Source organism: Halorubrum halophilum (assembly GCF_000739595.1).
Taxonomy (GTDB): Archaea; Halobacteriota; Halobacteria; order Halobacteriales; family Haloferacaceae; genus Halorubrum; species Halorubrum halophilum.
Genome location: NZ_BBJP01000008.1, coordinates 1 through 14,794, shown reverse-complemented (window position 1 = coordinate 14,794; position 14,794 = coordinate 1). Strand labels below are relative to the sequence as shown.

Annotated in this window: 14 protein-coding genes; 11 read left to right on the top strand and 3 right to left on the bottom strand. The window is 53.5% G+C overall.

The genetic code is table 11. From position 1 onward, the window contains the following. The first annotated feature begins 161 nt into the window (after positions 1-161). Both ACP96_RS02900 and ACP96_RS02895 read left to right on the top strand, forming a co-directional pair. Positions 162-1,745: a transposase gene (locus ACP96_RS02900; RefSeq protein ID WP_050032094.1), complete on the top strand. Its 1,584-nt coding sequence runs from the start codon at positions 162-164 to the stop codon at positions 1,743-1,745. A 492-nt stretch (positions 1,746-2,237) separates the two neighbouring features. Next, on the top strand, positions 2,238-3,539 hold the full coding sequence (locus ACP96_RS02895; RefSeq protein WP_050032092.1) for a hypothetical protein: 1,302 nt from the start codon (positions 2,238-2,240) through the stop codon (positions 3,537-3,539). Positions 3,540-3,603: 64 nt separating this feature from the next. Here the strand turns inward: ACP96_RS02895 and ACP96_RS02890 are convergent, their stop codons facing one another. Then, complete coding sequence (locus ACP96_RS02890) at positions 3,604-3,792, bottom strand: hypothetical protein (RefSeq protein WP_050032091.1); 189 nt, start codon at positions 3,790-3,792, stop codon at positions 3,604-3,606. 415 nt (positions 3,793-4,207) lie between these two features. Between ACP96_RS02890 and lrp the strand changes: the two genes are divergently transcribed. The 5 genes from lrp (at position 4,208) to ACP96_RS02870 (ending at position 7,866) form a co-directional block, all read left to right on the top strand. Then, positions 4,208-4,663, top strand: coding sequence for an HTH-type transcriptional regulator Lrp (lrp, locus tag ACP96_RS02885; protein ID WP_050032089.1), 456 nt, complete (start codon positions 4,208-4,210; stop codon positions 4,661-4,663). Positions 4,664-4,817: 154 nt separating this feature from the next. Next, on the top strand, positions 4,818-5,441 hold the full coding sequence (locus ACP96_RS02880; protein ID WP_164471170.1) for a winged helix-turn-helix domain-containing protein: 624 nt from the start codon (positions 4,818-4,820) through the stop codon (positions 5,439-5,441). Positions 5,442-5,455: 14 nt separating this feature from the next. Further along, positions 5,456-6,013 carry a hypothetical protein gene (locus tag ACP96_RS17475; RefSeq protein WP_082222449.1) on the top strand — a complete coding sequence of 186 codons (558 nt, stop codon included), beginning with the start codon at positions 5,456-5,458 and terminating at the stop codon, positions 6,011-6,013. A 372-nt stretch (positions 6,014-6,385) separates the two neighbouring features. Next, positions 6,386-7,378 carry a ParA family protein gene (locus tag ACP96_RS02875; RefSeq protein WP_050032087.1) on the top strand — a complete coding sequence of 331 codons (993 nt, stop codon included), beginning with the start codon at positions 6,386-6,388 and terminating at the stop codon, positions 7,376-7,378. After that, entirely contained in the window at positions 7,378-7,866 is a 489-nt protein-coding gene (locus ACP96_RS02870; protein WP_050032086.1) for a hypothetical protein, read from the top strand. Before ACP96_RS02875 ends, ACP96_RS02870 begins: the two co-directional genes overlap by 1 nt. Before the next feature lie 556 nt (positions 7,867-8,422). On the opposite strand, the gene ACP96_RS02865 is transcribed toward ACP96_RS02870, so the two are convergent. Continuing rightward, a complete protein-coding gene (locus tag ACP96_RS02865) occupies positions 8,423-9,568 on the bottom strand; it encodes an ISH3 family transposase (protein WP_050032085.1) in 1,146 nt (381 codons plus the stop codon). Here ACP96_RS02865 and ACP96_RS19850 point away from each other — a divergent pair. Beyond that, entirely contained in the window at positions 9,527-9,889 is a 363-nt protein-coding gene (locus ACP96_RS19850; RefSeq protein WP_082222443.1) for an AAA domain-containing protein, read from the top strand. The two genes, ACP96_RS02865 and ACP96_RS19850, sit on opposite strands and share 42 nt — an antisense overlap. A gap of 62 nt (positions 9,890-9,951) precedes the next feature. Next, positions 9,952-10,389, top strand: a complete 438-nt coding sequence (locus tag ACP96_RS18415) for a hypothetical protein (RefSeq protein ID WP_154020384.1) — start codon at positions 9,952-9,954, stop codon at positions 10,387-10,389. 209 nt (positions 10,390-10,598) lie between these two features. Here the strand turns inward: ACP96_RS18415 and ACP96_RS18410 are convergent, their stop codons facing one another. Continuing rightward, complete coding sequence (locus ACP96_RS18410) at positions 10,599-10,991, bottom strand: hypothetical protein (protein ID WP_154020383.1); 393 nt, start codon at positions 10,989-10,991, stop codon at positions 10,599-10,601. Positions 10,992-11,194: 203 nt separating this feature from the next. On the opposite strand from ACP96_RS18410, the gene ACP96_RS17465 reads away from it, so the two are divergent. Then, a complete protein-coding gene (locus ACP96_RS17465) occupies positions 11,195-13,585 on the top strand; it encodes an MBL fold metallo-hydrolase (RefSeq protein ID WP_161785347.1) in 2,391 nt (796 codons plus the stop codon). 173 nt (positions 13,586-13,758) lie between these two features. After that, positions 13,759-14,121, top strand: coding sequence for a hypothetical protein (locus tag ACP96_RS18405; protein ID WP_154020382.1), 363 nt, complete (start codon positions 13,759-13,761; stop codon positions 14,119-14,121). The last annotated feature ends 673 nt before the right edge of the window (positions 14,122-14,794 follow it).

The following is a 14,794-nucleotide window of genomic DNA, read 5'->3' as shown; positions in this document are numbered from 1 at the left end:
TCAGGGAACAACTTCGGGCTCTATATTACTAGATTACATATCTCGTTGTTTTATATTGAATTTATATAATCCCAAGATCATCCAGTAGGTTAATTTCGTAATCCATTTGAGCACACCATGTGAGCAGTTCAGGTGATTCATCTCTTAGCGAGAATTCCAGGATGCGGTATCTAAGCGAAGCCTATCAGCTTGGAATCGGTATCCGAAACGAACTCAAAAACTCCAATCTCGTCACAGCGGCAGAGGATCTGGATCATTCGCTAGACGCGATCGAAGACGGGTATCCAGCGTGGCATCCTGCTCCTCTCTCTTTTCGCGCGATGGTGCTCTCGTTCGTGTTTATGGAGATCACCGGTGACTCATACGCCGACTTCAGTCGACGACTTATCCGACAACCAGAAGTAGCGACGATCCTCGGCTTCAGCCGAGTACCCGACGAATCAGCCTTCTCGCGGGCGTGGCGGAACCGGTTCGACGATGCTGTTCACGAGTACGTCCACGCTGCCGCCCACTTCGTTGTCAAAGAAGTCCATGATCGCAACATCTCAGCGCCCGAAGTCCGGCCAAAGGCAGAGATCGTCGACGATACTGAGGAAGCCGCAGACCCAGTAGAAGACGAATCATTCTCACAGGAGAAGATCATCCAGATGACGCGCCTCGCACGTGATCACGCCTTCGGACACTTCGACTCGGATCGGGCGTCGAACGCCTCGTACGAGGACACGCAATTCTTCGAGTTACAGACGTTCATGGGGATGGTTCGGTGCGGAACCGCGCAGGGCGCTACTCGCTTCCAGTACCGGCGTGGTGAAGAGTATGGACCCCACGGCGACACACACCTCCGCACCGTCAAGCAGTTCGATCCCGAAGAGGTCGTGAACGGCTTCGATGAGACAACGGACCGCTTGCTTTCCGTGATCGCCTCAGAAGCATCCTTTCGAAGGCCAGTTACTGCCGCGATCGATATCACGACCATTCCCTACTACGGGGATGTCGAAGAGATGCCGATGGTCAGTGGAACCAAGGATAGAGACGGTCGAGCGTTCAAATTTGCGACGCTTTCGATCATCGGACAGAACATCCCGCTGATCTTAGCTGTTGAACCGGTTCAAGAGAGCTCTGAGTGGGATGAGAACCCGTCGAATCAGATCCATCGTACTGTTCGGCGACTCGTTCGACGAGCGAAAAGACACGTTCCGATCGAGACAGTACTCTGTGACCGAGAGTTCGATTCGATACAAGTGTTCCAGACGCTCTCAAACCTCGATGTGAACTACCTCATTCCGAAGCGGGTCTCCAGTTCCGAACAGGATGTACTCAAACAAATGGAGGAAGACGATCAAGAGGTGGCCGTTGAGTCAGCTTCTGTCCATGTGGAATCTGGATCGCATCCAATGCGGCTCCTGTACGTACCGTCGACGAGTGGAGAGGGAACGGCCGTCTTCGCGACGAATCTCCGAGTTGGTCCCGAGGAAGCCGAGGCGTTCTGTCAGCGCTACAGCCGCCGGTGGCAGATCGAGAGTGAGTACAAATCGATCAAAGGTGACTTTCTCGCCAAGACCTCCTCGAAAGACTACCGCGTTCGCTTGTTCTACTTCGTGTTCGCGGTCCTCTTGTACAATATCTGGCGGCTCACCGACTTCTTGCTGAAAGCGGGCGTGGGAGGTGAGATGGACTACGCACCCGTGTTGACTGCGGGTGAGTGTGTTGAGCTCGTTGCCTCGGCGTTGATCCCGCACGACTGATCAGCTGAACCCTCGCTGAGTCTGCGGTTCGGGAGTGGCAACCCTATTCAGCAGCGCTAAAATCCACGTATTTTCCAACCTCTGACCCAACAGTATGCCGACAAACGTTTGAAAGCAGCTTTCGGTTGTTGAATTGAACCACTGATCAGCAAGAATTTGGCCAAAAATGACCCATCCTCCGAAACTGTGGTGTTTCGCGGCGGGTGTAATTACGTATATCGACATACACTTTAAGACTTGCCTCGGTCAGAGTAGAACCGCTCTCGCGTCCGAAATCAGCCGACAACCTCACAGACGCGCCAATATCTAGCAGAATACTTTACTTTGTCTTATCTCGGTAAGACAAAGTAAACTCTTAGTGACCCCCACCCGTGGCCCCAAACGAGGCAGAATCAGAATCATGGCCGACGCTTCCCCATACTGTCGCTCCAGCTGGAATGCCGCGTCTGCAGCGGCGTTCCGACGGCACAACCCCTACACTTCGGAGGCTCAATGACGGGTCGTCGCTCCGTCGAGACGCCGATCGAGGACACATTCACGAAGTACCTCACGGACAAGGGGAAGGGCGATGCCGGCGAGCAAGGTGCGTACCGAACTGACGCCGATCGCGAGCTGAATCGATTCCACCGCTGGTGCCTCGGCGAGACCGCCGACCCGGCGAACGCCTCCCCACCCGAGTCGTGGGCTGGCGTCGTCGACGGCGACACCGTCCGGTTTGCGGACCTCGACACGACGGTCTTCTCGGACTACGCACGGTACCTCTCAACCGCCGGGTACGCCGCCGGCACCGTTCTCACCTACTACGCCCACGTCGCGTCGTGGTGCGGGTGGGCGCACGCGCAGGGGTACATCTCGCGGCACTACGCCCGCGAGTCGGACGCCGAAGATCCGCTTCCCGAGAACGACGGCCGCCGGCCGGGCGACCAGCAGGCGTGGGAACCGATCCACCGCGACCTGATCACCCAGTTTGTCGATCGGCGCGTCTCCGAGGCGTTCGACGCGCTCGGCGCGATTGAGGTTTCCCACGCCGATCGAGGGGACCCGGAGAGTGAGACGTGGCAGGCTAAACAGCGCGCTCGGTTCAAGGCCTACCAGCGGTGTCGTGAGCAGGCACTCGTGTATGTTGTCGCCTACACGGGCCTGCGCGGCTCGGAGTTCCTCTCGGCACCGAAAGAAGACCGCGACGGTCGGAACGGGATTCGCTGGCGTGACGTGTCGTTCGCAGACAGCAGCGTCACCGTGTTCCGAAAGAGCCGTGAGTGGAAGGAGGCGTCACTCCCCGAGCCCGTTATCGGCCCGTTGCAGCGGTACGCTGAGGTGCTGGACGTGCCGGACTCGTGGCCGGTGTTCACGACGCTACACCGCCCCTCGCTCGCCTCACACGTCGCCAAAGGACTCGCCACTGTCGGTCTCCGCGACAGCGCGATCGAGCGTGTTCGAAACGGGGCACCTGACCTGATCGTCGCTGCTGAGCACGACCTCGACGCGCCGAAGCCGCTCACCACTGACGGTGCCCGGTCGATCATGGAACGGCTCTGGACACACGACACACTCGCCGAGCGTCGCGACGAACTGGACCTCTCACTCGATGGCGACTATCTCGAACTACACGGCGGGCGTCGGGGTGTCGGAGAAGTGCTTGTTCGACAGTTCGGCTACGCCGCTGCAGCCCGGTATCTCGACAATAGTGAGGAACAGGTCCGCAAGGCCTACCAGCACATCGAGGCGGCTGAGCGCGCCGACATGGCGACAGAGGCGTTTTCACAGACAGACCAGCGAGTCAGTGATCAGTAGAGCTCTGTCGAGATCAACGACGAATGGTGGCCGTATCCTCTGTGGTCAGTCCGTCAGAAAGCGATCATCCAGAGAACTGGTACCGGTTTTCGACGGACGTGACGAAGTCGAAGGCCTTGACGAGTTGAACTGCGTCCTCGTAGCCATGCTGTGAGAGGGCGCGCTCAATTCCGCGGAACGCGGGCAAATCATTCGTGTAGATGCCGATCGATTCTGTCCGTCCGGCTTTGTTGAAATCCTCAGGAAGTGACATATACTGACCCAGTTGCGGTCAGTGAAGAAATATTATTTGTTCAATGATTTAGCTGTCCTGTGAGTCTATCAGGGACTGTTCTGACTCATCGCAAACGCCACAAATCTGGAGAGCCTGTCGAATATGGAAGTTCTTCTCTTCGCGAGTATCGACTTCTAGAGCTTTCTCAAGGTGGAATAGATACCCCTCAGATCGCTGTGTCATATGCCTATGTGGCACAGGAGATAGAATAACTCTTGCTCGTATTTATCAGAACAGATAATAATCAGATACCCGGTATGTACTCTTCGGTGACCTGCTGTTTCAGTCGGTAATATGTCTGAAAAGTAGGATTTCAACAGAGCCTCTCAAAGGATATTCCAAATATGGTATAATACGTAAAACAATTATAACACTACAAATTAAAACACAAACAATGACGTACGAAAACCTTGATACAGAGTTGGTAAACGCACTTCTGGGAAATGGCCGTGAGAGCTTGCGTAATCTCAGCGACGAACTTGATGTGTCTGTGACGACGGTCTCGAACCATTTGGCAGATCTCGAAGAAGCAGGCGCAATTGAGGGTTACACGCCAATTGTCGATTACAGCAAACTTGGCTACGACGTGACTGCCATTCTCCAACTCAAAGTCGATGGCCCCGGGCTACCGGATATTACAGACGCGCTTCGCGATGAACCACAGATGATGAGTGTATATGAGACGACTGGTGATTACGACATCATCGCGATTGGAAAGTTCACAGATTCCGACGATATGAACAACCAGATCAAGCGCGTCTTGGCCGATGCAGATGTGCAAGAATCCAATACGAGCGTCGTCTTGAACACTGTGAGTGAATACACGCAGTTCAGCGTTGGTGACGACTAGCGCGCTTGTGGAACCATTTGCCGTATCTAATGCGTCACAGCAGAACTAATTCTCACTCATAGCGAAACCCCATCTCTCCTCCTCTTACCCAAACTATAGTGACTCAGTTCCGTGGCAAACGTTTATAATTTCTAGTTTCGTAACTCTATACAGGATGAGCTACGATACAGAACACGTGCGAAACGCGGGTGACACTCCGGGGATGATCACCGGAATCCCTACGTTCGCAGAATTACTCGAGAACCCGTCTCTCGCTAGTCTCTATACATCCATTCGGCGGTCCGGGACTACGACGGGCCCTGAACTCGTTGAAACAACGACAGTCTCGAAGAAGACGGTGTACGACTATCTGCATAAACTGGAACAGGCGGGCCTGATCAGCAAAGTTGACCATGATAGCAGAACCGCCGTATACACCGCTGAAAAGTTCGAACTGACATTGACAGTCCGCGAAACAGAAGTCTCGATTACGCCTGAACTTATCGAAGTGATCGCACAGAAGAACGAATATCCAGCGATCGAGCGGGTGCTCGAAGATCACGGCATCGTCACGTTTGCACTCGCATACGACCTCGTGAAAGCACACAGTAAGGGGGATGTCACAATCCGGCAGATCGCGAGCCTCGCAGACCTTTCCTCTGGAACTGCGTATGATCTTGTCGAAGCCATCTATTCGATTCTCGATCTTGGTGACGACGAGTCGGGCCCGACGACGTACACACCAGATGATTTCGATGAGAACGAAGGCGATCTCCTCGAGGAATTTGACGACAAGTAGACCGAATGACGAGGATTTATACTGCGAATATTGCGGACACGGTGATGTTTCGGAACTTGGGAAAGCACCCCAGTCCGCACCTACAATCACTCAAAACTGCCGTAGAGGAAATCGGAACAGAAATTTGGGTGCCAGCAGCAGTCTACCACGAACTGGCGGATACCGGGAGTGCTGACTCACCGGCGAATCCATACCTCGATATGGCTATCGAAGAAGGGTGGCTGCGGGTAACCCCACCACTTCCCGGTAACCGCACAGCGGGATTCGATAGTAGCGCTGGACCGGTTGAGAAAGCACGGTTCGTTGCAGATGGGTTTCTCAATCAGCAAAGCAAGTATCCAGAGACGAACAACTGGCAGGATGCAGCAGTAGTCGCGTTGGCAGTTCGATTGTTTGATGTGAATGCTCGAATCCGTGTGATCACCCACACAGCGGACGAAAATCTGGCCAAGGCGTGCGCTCGTATCCCTCCTGAATTTGGGTACTACGATATCAAATCCCGATACTATAACCCGCCCCAGACAGCAAAGGCTGAGTTTCCAACTATAGACCGGCTTTCGTGGAATGAGTGATCCACCTCTAGGTCCTGCTCTGAGGCACTCGCTTTGATTATTGACATATATGCCAGACGACTGTTACAGATACCTGTTACAGATATCTGTAATAGGTACTTATTCTAGATAGTTCTATCAAGTGCATGCTTCAAGATCGCCATCAGTACAGCTTCTAGTTCCAACACAACCGAAACAGCTGGAAATCACAGACAAATTCCAGCGCACAGCTCCCTAACTGATTGCGTCTTTGCAGTTGAATCCGTGTGTCCTCACTACCCATCAATAAATACAGATAGTTGATACAGAAAGATGGTCTAGATATTCGTTACAGATCATAGGCCCGAATGTCTGACACAGATATATGTAACAGGCGCTCATATGAGTCGGTATATGATAACGACTGTCATTTACGCTGAGTCCGGGGGGACGTACAAAACGACCATGACAGCAAACCTCGCGGTCGCGCTCAAGCGGATGGGGCTTGATGTCCTCGCGATCGACTTAGACCCACAGACAGGTAATCTCACCTCACTCTTCGACGTCGGAGAGAACCGTGGGAACCCGGATGCAGACAATCTCGTAAAGCACATTCTGGAAATGCCTGATAGCGACTTCGACAACCTCATCGAGACCTCTGAAGAGGGCATCGACATAATTCCGAGCCACGACATGCTGGGGGACTTTACCTCCAACCTCGAGCAGAAAATCTCCTATGAAACGGGGATGAAGGGTATCTCTCGGGACGAGTACCCCCGCTTCGAGCTTCTATACAATCTCCTCTGGGAGCGAGAGCAGTTGAACGAAAAGTACGACGCAGTCCTCATCGACCCTAACGCGCGCGCCGAAGACCTCCTGTACAATGCTATCTACGCACTTCGGACACTGGTAGCACCCGTTAAGCCAGCTGGGAAGGGAAGTCTCAGCCTCGATGGTCTCGAGGAGATGGTCGGAAACATGGAGACTGCGCTGGACATCGAAATCGGGCTTTCGTGCGTGGTTCCGTCCGGGGTCGGGCAGACGAACGCCCACAAGCAGTATCGCGATCAGTTCGAAAATACGGACTCCTTTGCAACGCCAGTCTCTATCGGGTCACGAGAGAGTCTGATGGACGCTATGTGGGAAGCCCGTGGCTCTGCGTTCAAAGTAGTCGAAGAAAGGTGGAAGACCTACGAGGAGGACGGCGAGATGATCACGGAGAAAGGTGAGCGAAGAGTGCCCGACCGTGAACTCGAAACGCTGGAGAAGCTATGGCAGCTGGCGGGATTCATTGCGACGGAGACGTTCGGTGTAGATGTAGACGACGAACTCGTCCTAAATATCGACGACTACGGGACTGAGACGATGCGGTTCAACCTCGCAACTGAACCGGAGGTGGCTGACTAATGGGGGGAGATTCATTCAAATCTGGGTCAGGGAACCTCAACTTCGGTGACGAGGAGGAAGAAGCAGATGACGAACCAGAGAAACCCGATGATATCGCGAACGAGGAGGCGGATGATCAGGAGCCCGAGGTAGCCACCTCTGCCGAAGTAGATGAATCTCGGACCTCCCGAGGAACAAAGAATACGAACAGTCCCAGCGAGAAGAGCACGACGACTACCCCGCCGGCCAGCGATACCGGAGCACACCAGTATCCGTACTTCGTACGTCGGAGTAATGTCGGAGACGAACGAGACAACCGGCTTGAGATCTTCGCTCGCGATGAAGTCGTCTCCCGAGAAGCGGAGTTTCGTAGCCGACTCGCCACGGAGCTCGGGGCTGATGATATCGCGAAGACAGATGCCCGTGAGTATGCACTTCTCGCGGCGTTCGACAATGTGGAGGACGTTGCAGAACTTATGAGAGGAGACGGGTACGGCGAACTCGATTAGCGGCTGTTTTCGTTCACTTCACCCTGCAACCGCTGAAGTTCTACTTCCTTTCCCCCACGGTAGCGCATACTTGATAGGAGACTTTAACGGCCTTAGAGATCTACGCAGTCCAGCCATTCAATGGGGGAAGATTCTGACTGGTGTGCCCTGTTGGATCCGCAGAAAGCGTTGGGATCTGGTCACTCCATATTCGTTTTAGGAGCGCTGTCGAGAGAATTCAGAGATAGAAACTTGCAGAGAATGAGGAGATCGGAGTCACTAGGGAAATCGATCCAACTCCTCGACGACGAAGAGTGAGATACTCGTGGCTTCGGAAATTGTGATGCCCGTCCCGTCATCGGATTCAACAGAGCACACGCCAGAGCTATTCTCAGTTGATCACATCGAGAACGTTCTACCCCCTCCAGTAGAGCTTGAATCCGCATCTTCGATGCGTGATCAGTTCTCGAAATGACACGGACGGTGAGTTTCCTCGGTGAGGAGTCGCTGTCGGCGGCGGACTGCCGCCGACGCGACAGCGTCGCCACTCACGACCGCTGTTCCGATCGGGGGACGGCTACCGGAAGAACCGGTTGTCAAGTGGTTGGTTCGCTGGGACAGCCCTCCGTACGCCAAGCGCTGTCCAAGCGGCCCGCAGCACCATCTCACAGAACTCCGTGAACGGCCACCTCCAGAGGCGGCGCCCCCCGCGGCGGGGCGCCGCCACGTACCGCCAGTGTAGATACCGCCAGCTGTTCTGGAGCAGCAGACTCACCACAAACATCACCAGCCGCAGGCCAGCATCCTGAGAACTAGTCAGAGCGAGACTCTGCTTGGCTAATCGGTAGCTCGACTCGATGCCGAAGCGCTTGCTGTAGTGCTCTCGTGCATCCCGTGGCGTGTCGACAAACGGCGCGTCAGCGGCGTAGCCGTGACGCGCCACCCCATGTTCGTCGTATCGCCCCTGCTGGTAAACGCAATCGATGAACACAGGAAATGTCACCTCGCCGGCGAGATCGTGTTCGATCTCGCGGCTCCAGCCTTTGCTGAGTTCGTCTTGAATCGTCTCCCCCCACTTGACGATCGGCATCACGTAGGCGTAGTTGTACGCGTACAGCAGTCCGAGACAGGTGCTGTTGTAGAATCCGCGATCGAGGTAGACGGCCTTGACGCTGAGGTCAAGGCCGTCGAGGAGTTCGAAAAACTCGGCGAGGACATCGCTGGTGGTGTCGCCAGCGACGAGCTGGCGAACCGCCAGCGTATACCGCTTGTTGCGCACCCGCGCGTAGAGCGTCGCATAGGCGTGAAACGTTGTTGTTCCGCGCTTGGCCTGTGAGGAGTACAGCGCCTCGGTTTCGTCCTCGTCGCCGTAGTAGGGATCGAGGTGGAGGTCTGCGCAGACCTCCACCGGCCGATCTGGAAGTGTCTCAAGAGCATCTCGTTGCAGGAGCATGTCCCCAACCGCCTCAACCGAGTCAAGCTCGAACTGATCGGTGAGATGTCCACGGACGGTATTGGCGTGCGGCGAGTCCTCGGTCGTCTCGCAGACGTGGTTGATTGAGGTCCCGCCGGCGCTGGCGCCGGCGAGGACCTCGTACAGTTTCTCCGTGGTGACTTTGACGTTCTCGCCAAGGTCTATCGCAAATTCCTCGTCAAGGCTGTTAACGACAAAATTAAGCAGATGCTCTTCCTCTATCTCGCTGTCTGCTTGGGGTTGTTGCACACCTTCCTCAAGCAGACGCTTACTCTAACCCGATGTGATCGACTGAGTTTCCAAGGCTCTGAACGGGAGGCTATTATTGTCTCCTTCGTTCGATCGAATCCCTACAATAGCAGCGGGTTTCTGACCTTCCCGGACGAGGGTAAACTCCGTCTGAACGTCGCTCTCACCCGGGCAAGACGCAGACTTGTGCTCGTCGGAAACTGGGAGACTCTTTCTACAGTTGCAGACCACAAATCTCCTGACGAGAGTTCTGCTGATGTATACGCTCAACTTCACGAGTATCTAAACGAAATGGGGCGACTCCGGGACATCAGTCTGTAGCCGCCGTTCGACAGCATATTGCTAACACATACCATTAAGTTCAACAACATATAATTACTCCTATGGCTTCGAATGAGGACCGCTACGGTTACGGTCACCGCCAAGACCCAGCACACGATATCGGTGACTCAGCACCAGGAACAGTCGGTGATAGTGAAGGGACCTTCCATGACCGGGCCCGCAAAGGGACGAATGTTATCGTAGACGGGAAAGTGACATCACAGGAAAAGCACAAGCGCTCATCCCAGCAGTCGGAGTCGAAATCAAAGTCGAAACAGAACAAGACATCCAACAGCTCAAAGTCCGCCTCAATGTCCGAACTTGAGGGGACTGAAGTAACAGTCACTGTCGACCGTATCAGCGGAAGCGGGAACGCGATTGCTGAATACAAAGGGCGGCACATCCACGTTGAAAACGGAAACGCGGGCGAAGAATACCGCGTTCGCCTCCAAGCAGAAAATAGCTATTTCATCGGCGAGCAAATCAAGGTCCAAAGCTGAACTCATCGCGCTGAGTACCGGGTCTACGATTACTCCGGGTCTGTACTTGTTCGAAACTCTGCGAACGCCGACATCTTTCCGCTCTTACTCAGTACAATGTATGATTCTGATAGTAGCTTAAATCGTCTCGCTACGCTCCAGTTTCGAGGTATGAGTCATTTGAGCGAATCGGAGGTGGGACAGTCATAGAACCACTGGTGGTTGGAGTTTTATTCAGTATCTTGAACTTGACGACAAATGGTTTGGAGATCATCCCTAAACTGTTCTGTAGCACTAGGTTCATCGTATCGCGTATGAACACAGCGCTCTCTGACGGTAGACTCTGAGATATCGAATGCGGAAGCAACGCTCGTGAACGCCCGATCAAGAGCGCTTTCGGGCCCAGTCCTGTAGCGGTTGCCCGCTTTCTTTTTTGGTGGTCCGCCAACGAACTTACAGAATTCCTGTGCTACGGCGACACGGTACTCTGCTTCGGTGATGTTCCCATTACCTTCGATCACATTGAGCGTGGCTGTGACGAGTTCCTTATCAAACTGTTCAATAAGATGGTCTCGAAGTCCGTGCAATTCGTCGAATTCAAATGGTGGAGTATTGTCGGTCATGAGTGTATTCTCACATTCCCCTAAGATGGGGACTAATAACCACGTTTTGGTCAGTTGGCTTCTAACTCAGCGTCGCAGCAATCGCACGGTTCGGTAGTAGCGATCTGTTTAACGAACTCACAGATCGTTCAGTACAGAGCCCTCCGATTTTGCCCACCAACACCGACACATCATTATGACCTGCTAAGTTATTAGAAATTCAGGTGAATCTATCCTATCATCATGCGAACCCAACTGGGGGAAATGAATCCTTTCTCTTGCGATTTCAGTCTACACAGACTGATGCTCCGACAACCATCTTGGTCGATGCCGGTGCAGAACTTGAACTTGATAGGATACTGAATCCTGGCGAAACAATTGATGCCGTCTGTCTCACCCACGCTCATTCGGATCATTATCAGTCTCTAAATCAGTGTGTAGGCCCCCACACGTCAGTATACACCTCGCCAGCAACGGCGAAGATCATCGGCGACGTATTCGATATCGCAACACAACAGACAGGCGTTGAAGCGGATGATTCGATGGTAGCGGCGATCGAACCGGTCGACGGGTGGACGTCGGTCGGATCAGAAGTAGCGTTTCATCCGGTTCCTGCCGGCCACGTCCCAGGGGCAGTGGGGTACCTATTCCGATTTGAGAAAGATCAGGGTGTCGACACCGGGTATATTCTTGCGACGGGTGATTTTACACTCACTCGAGCAGGCGGCTATCCGGGACTCCCACTTGAGTCAATTCAAGACGTAGATGTTTTGTTTCTCACCGTGGCGACGAGCAGTAACTTCTCTTCAGAGTTGTCTGAGGCGCTTGGCATTGCGCTACAGCAAGCACATAGCGGGATGCAGACACTCGTCACGACAAGCGGTATTGTGGGTGTTCACGTTGCGTATCTATTGGGCGCGTTGATTGAGCGATTTGAACTTGGAGTCCGAGTACGCGTCGTTGGGCAGGCCGCAAAGCTGTATGAGCGATTGGAGTACGAGGCTGACGCTGTCCGACCTGTCCCGGAGTTTTCCCATACTGATGAGGCCCTGGGACGTGGGATAATCACGATCGCTGGCCCAGATGTTCCGAGTGAACGTAGTTCTGGCCGACTATATGGCGTGTTACGGGATCAGCCAGACGCGTGTGTCGTACAGCTGATTGGGTCCGGGCAATCTCCGATTCGGAGCGGACAGTGTACCGTTCATGACTTCCGCATCGTGAACCATCCGGAATACGACGCGCTAGAATCGGTACATGAGTCGGCTAACCCACAGCACACCGTTATCACGCACACGCATCGCGGGGCTGGTAACCAGTTCAATCATCTCAATAGTAACGTGTGGTCACCATCGGATTCTGGCGAGTACACGCTGTACGCGAATGGACAGTGGCGCGCACCGCCGTGGGCTCCCAACGGCGGTCGGACCCCAACACAAGCCACGACGCAAAGCGTCGGTGCATTAACTGAAACAGATCTCTTTTCCGATGTCGATTTGCCCAGTCTATCACGTTCCCCAACGGTCGATCTTCCTGCTGAAGGCATTGACATCGAGCACGTGAAACAGGTATTGGCCCAGGAGACGGCGTATACCGGCCCGACCACAACAGAGGCCGCTGATAGCGATACCGGCTCCTCGACAACAACCGCCAGCGGATCAGACTCACCCGCCATGACTACGACCCCAGACGACGAACACGACTCCGCTAAATCCGACTCGCAAGGCTCACCCGCCGAATCCGTAGGGCTTGTTCGCACTACTGGCGCATCATTCAAGCAACTTGATGACTGGGTTGTGTCCGCAATACAATCCGGGGAGCTCTCAAAAGCCGATCTCAAAGAAATCGTACGGCGTAGTCAGCAGTCAGCGACATCGGCAGACGAAACCGAGTCACCTGATGATGAGACTGTCAATAGCGCTGGTGATGCCGATCACAATACATCACAATCTGATTCAGTTCGTTCAACCGCTGAGTCGGATGATTCGGACGCTACTACGTCAGCAGACAGTGAGGAGGATGTGGATTCTCCTGATGTTCCATCCGTGTCGTCGGATTCGAAGCCGGAAACGGAAACAACCGACACTCAATCCACGTCGGAAATTCCGGAAACGGAAACGACCAAGTCTCAACCCACACCAGAATCTCCCACTATATCGCCTGAGCAGGAAGGTAGTCGGGCATTCTCTGTTGTGTTAGAGCCGCTAACAACTGCACTTGCCACTTACCTCATAGCAGAGACTGACAAAGGTCCGATATCCATCGCTGATGTTGCTACCGACGCGACGACAGCATACCTTGGTGACCGACTTCGTGGAACAGAGACTGAACCGGAGACCAGTGTCTCCTCACACTCGTCGATAGTGGATCAGGCCTTAGCTGGTGTAGTTGCGGACTCCGATGAGTTCACTGATCTTGATTCGTTCAAAACCACGGCCTACGGAGAACTCCTTGGGGATCTTGTCGGACTCGACACAGACAACCAGACACCAACCGTGACGATCCGCGTTAACCCAGCACTCGTCGACGCCGTTACCGAACATCCTTCATCGACTGCTCAATCACGTGAAGACATCGTTGCTACCGCGGTTCGATGGTACGTTGTGAGTACATAGTAATTCACATCTGAATTTCAAACTACATGTTAAAATCAGACCTGCTAATTGGGTCATGAAAAAATACCTCTGAGTATGGTTACTGTGGATTCCCGGATGAATAAACGTACAATATCTGATAAGATGTGATCTCTCCCACAAGTATTATCACACAAACATGTATTCTATTTAGCATGGGGAAACGCCGACGGAAAGATAAGAACCACGATGTGGGCGATTCAATGCCAGGGACTGTCGGCGACAGTGACGGAACAGCTCACGACGGGCAAGATGGGCCTTCGTTTACTCCTGAAGACGTGAAGGTAACCGAACCCTCTGGTAGTCACTCAAAGCAACAGGAAAAGAGTGAATCAACTCGGCATGGTGATAATGACACATCTGAGTCGGACAAAGAGTCGGTAGATTCACAGGAAAAATCGACTCGGATGAAATACGCCGAGAGGTACGGCAATTCGTGGCCAGAAGACCGAAAACGCCGCTTCCTCAGAGAACATGAAGTTTCTTCAGAAGAGATGGGTTGGAAACTGAAAGAGTAGCTATCGACACCGCGAGTGAAGCAACATCATGTGACTAGAAGCTCGCACGCTGAGTCATTCGTCTTTAGTTAAGAAATCGCAAGACAGCAGGACGATTACTTTGCTGTGCAAGTAGCGGCTGAGATCTATTATGATAATATTTTGATCTGAATTACGATAAGCCGATAAGCTTACCGTGCACTTGGTGCACATGTTTCTAAGAGCGTCTAAGATTATGACTCGAACCAAAATGGGTGTCTCCGTCCGAACTGAACTCGTCGAAGAACTCGATACACTCGTCGATGAGTGCTCAGATCTCGGAGCAAGCCGCTCCGAGATCGTTGAAGCGATCCTCACAGCATATTTGCAGAATGATGAAGAGAGAATAGAAAAGACCCGAGAGCTGGTTATCCGCAATCGGAAACGATCTAACTCGTAGAGAAGTCCGTGCACCAAGTGCACGGACTTCTTAGAGCGTTATTCGAAATCACAAATTGACTGTATTAATATCGCCACCGCCTTAGGCGAATAGAAAACTGCTCTCTGCTAACTGATCCCGTCGCTGTACCGCGATTTCGCTCTTAACTAAAGACGAATGTGAGCCTACTGCTCCAGAATAGCTGGCGGTATCTACACTGGCGGTACGTGGCGGCGCCCCGCCGCGGGGGGCGCCCCCCCTTCTGTTTGTTTTTAT

What these genes read in the sequence shown, in the direction of transcription:
- ACP96_RS02900 (WP_050032094.1), top strand. Translation starts at nt 162, where the DNA reads ATGCGGTATCTAAGCGAAGCCTATCAGCTTGGAATCGGTATCCGAAAC.
- ACP96_RS02895 (WP_050032092.1), top strand. Translation starts at nt 2,238, where the DNA reads ATGACGGGTCGTCGCTCCGTCGAGACGCCGATCGAGGACACATTCACG.
- ACP96_RS02890 (WP_050032091.1), bottom strand. Translation starts at nt 3,792, where the DNA reads ATGTCACTTCCTGAGGATTTCAACAAAGCCGGACGGACAGAATCGATC.
- lrp (WP_050032089.1), top strand. Translation starts at nt 4,208, where the DNA reads ATGACGTACGAAAACCTTGATACAGAGTTGGTAAACGCACTTCTGGGA.
- ACP96_RS02880 (WP_164471170.1), top strand. Translation starts at nt 4,818, where the DNA reads ATGAGCTACGATACAGAACACGTGCGAAACGCGGGTGACACTCCGGGG.
- ACP96_RS02875 (WP_050032087.1), top strand. Translation starts at nt 6,386, where the DNA reads ATGATAACGACTGTCATTTACGCTGAGTCCGGGGGGACGTACAAAACG.
- ACP96_RS02870 (WP_050032086.1), top strand. Translation starts at nt 7,378, where the DNA reads ATGGGGGGAGATTCATTCAAATCTGGGTCAGGGAACCTCAACTTCGGT.
- ACP96_RS19850 (WP_082222443.1), top strand. Translation starts at nt 9,527, where the DNA reads ATGCTCTTCCTCTATCTCGCTGTCTGCTTGGGGTTGTTGCACACCTTC.
- ACP96_RS18415 (WP_154020384.1), top strand. Translation starts at nt 9,952, where the DNA reads ATGGCTTCGAATGAGGACCGCTACGGTTACGGTCACCGCCAAGACCCA.
- ACP96_RS18410 (WP_154020383.1), bottom strand. Translation starts at nt 10,991, where the DNA reads ATGACCGACAATACTCCACCATTTGAATTCGACGAATTGCACGGACTT.
- ACP96_RS18405 (WP_154020382.1), top strand. Translation starts at nt 13,759, where the DNA reads ATGGGGAAACGCCGACGGAAAGATAAGAACCACGATGTGGGCGATTCA.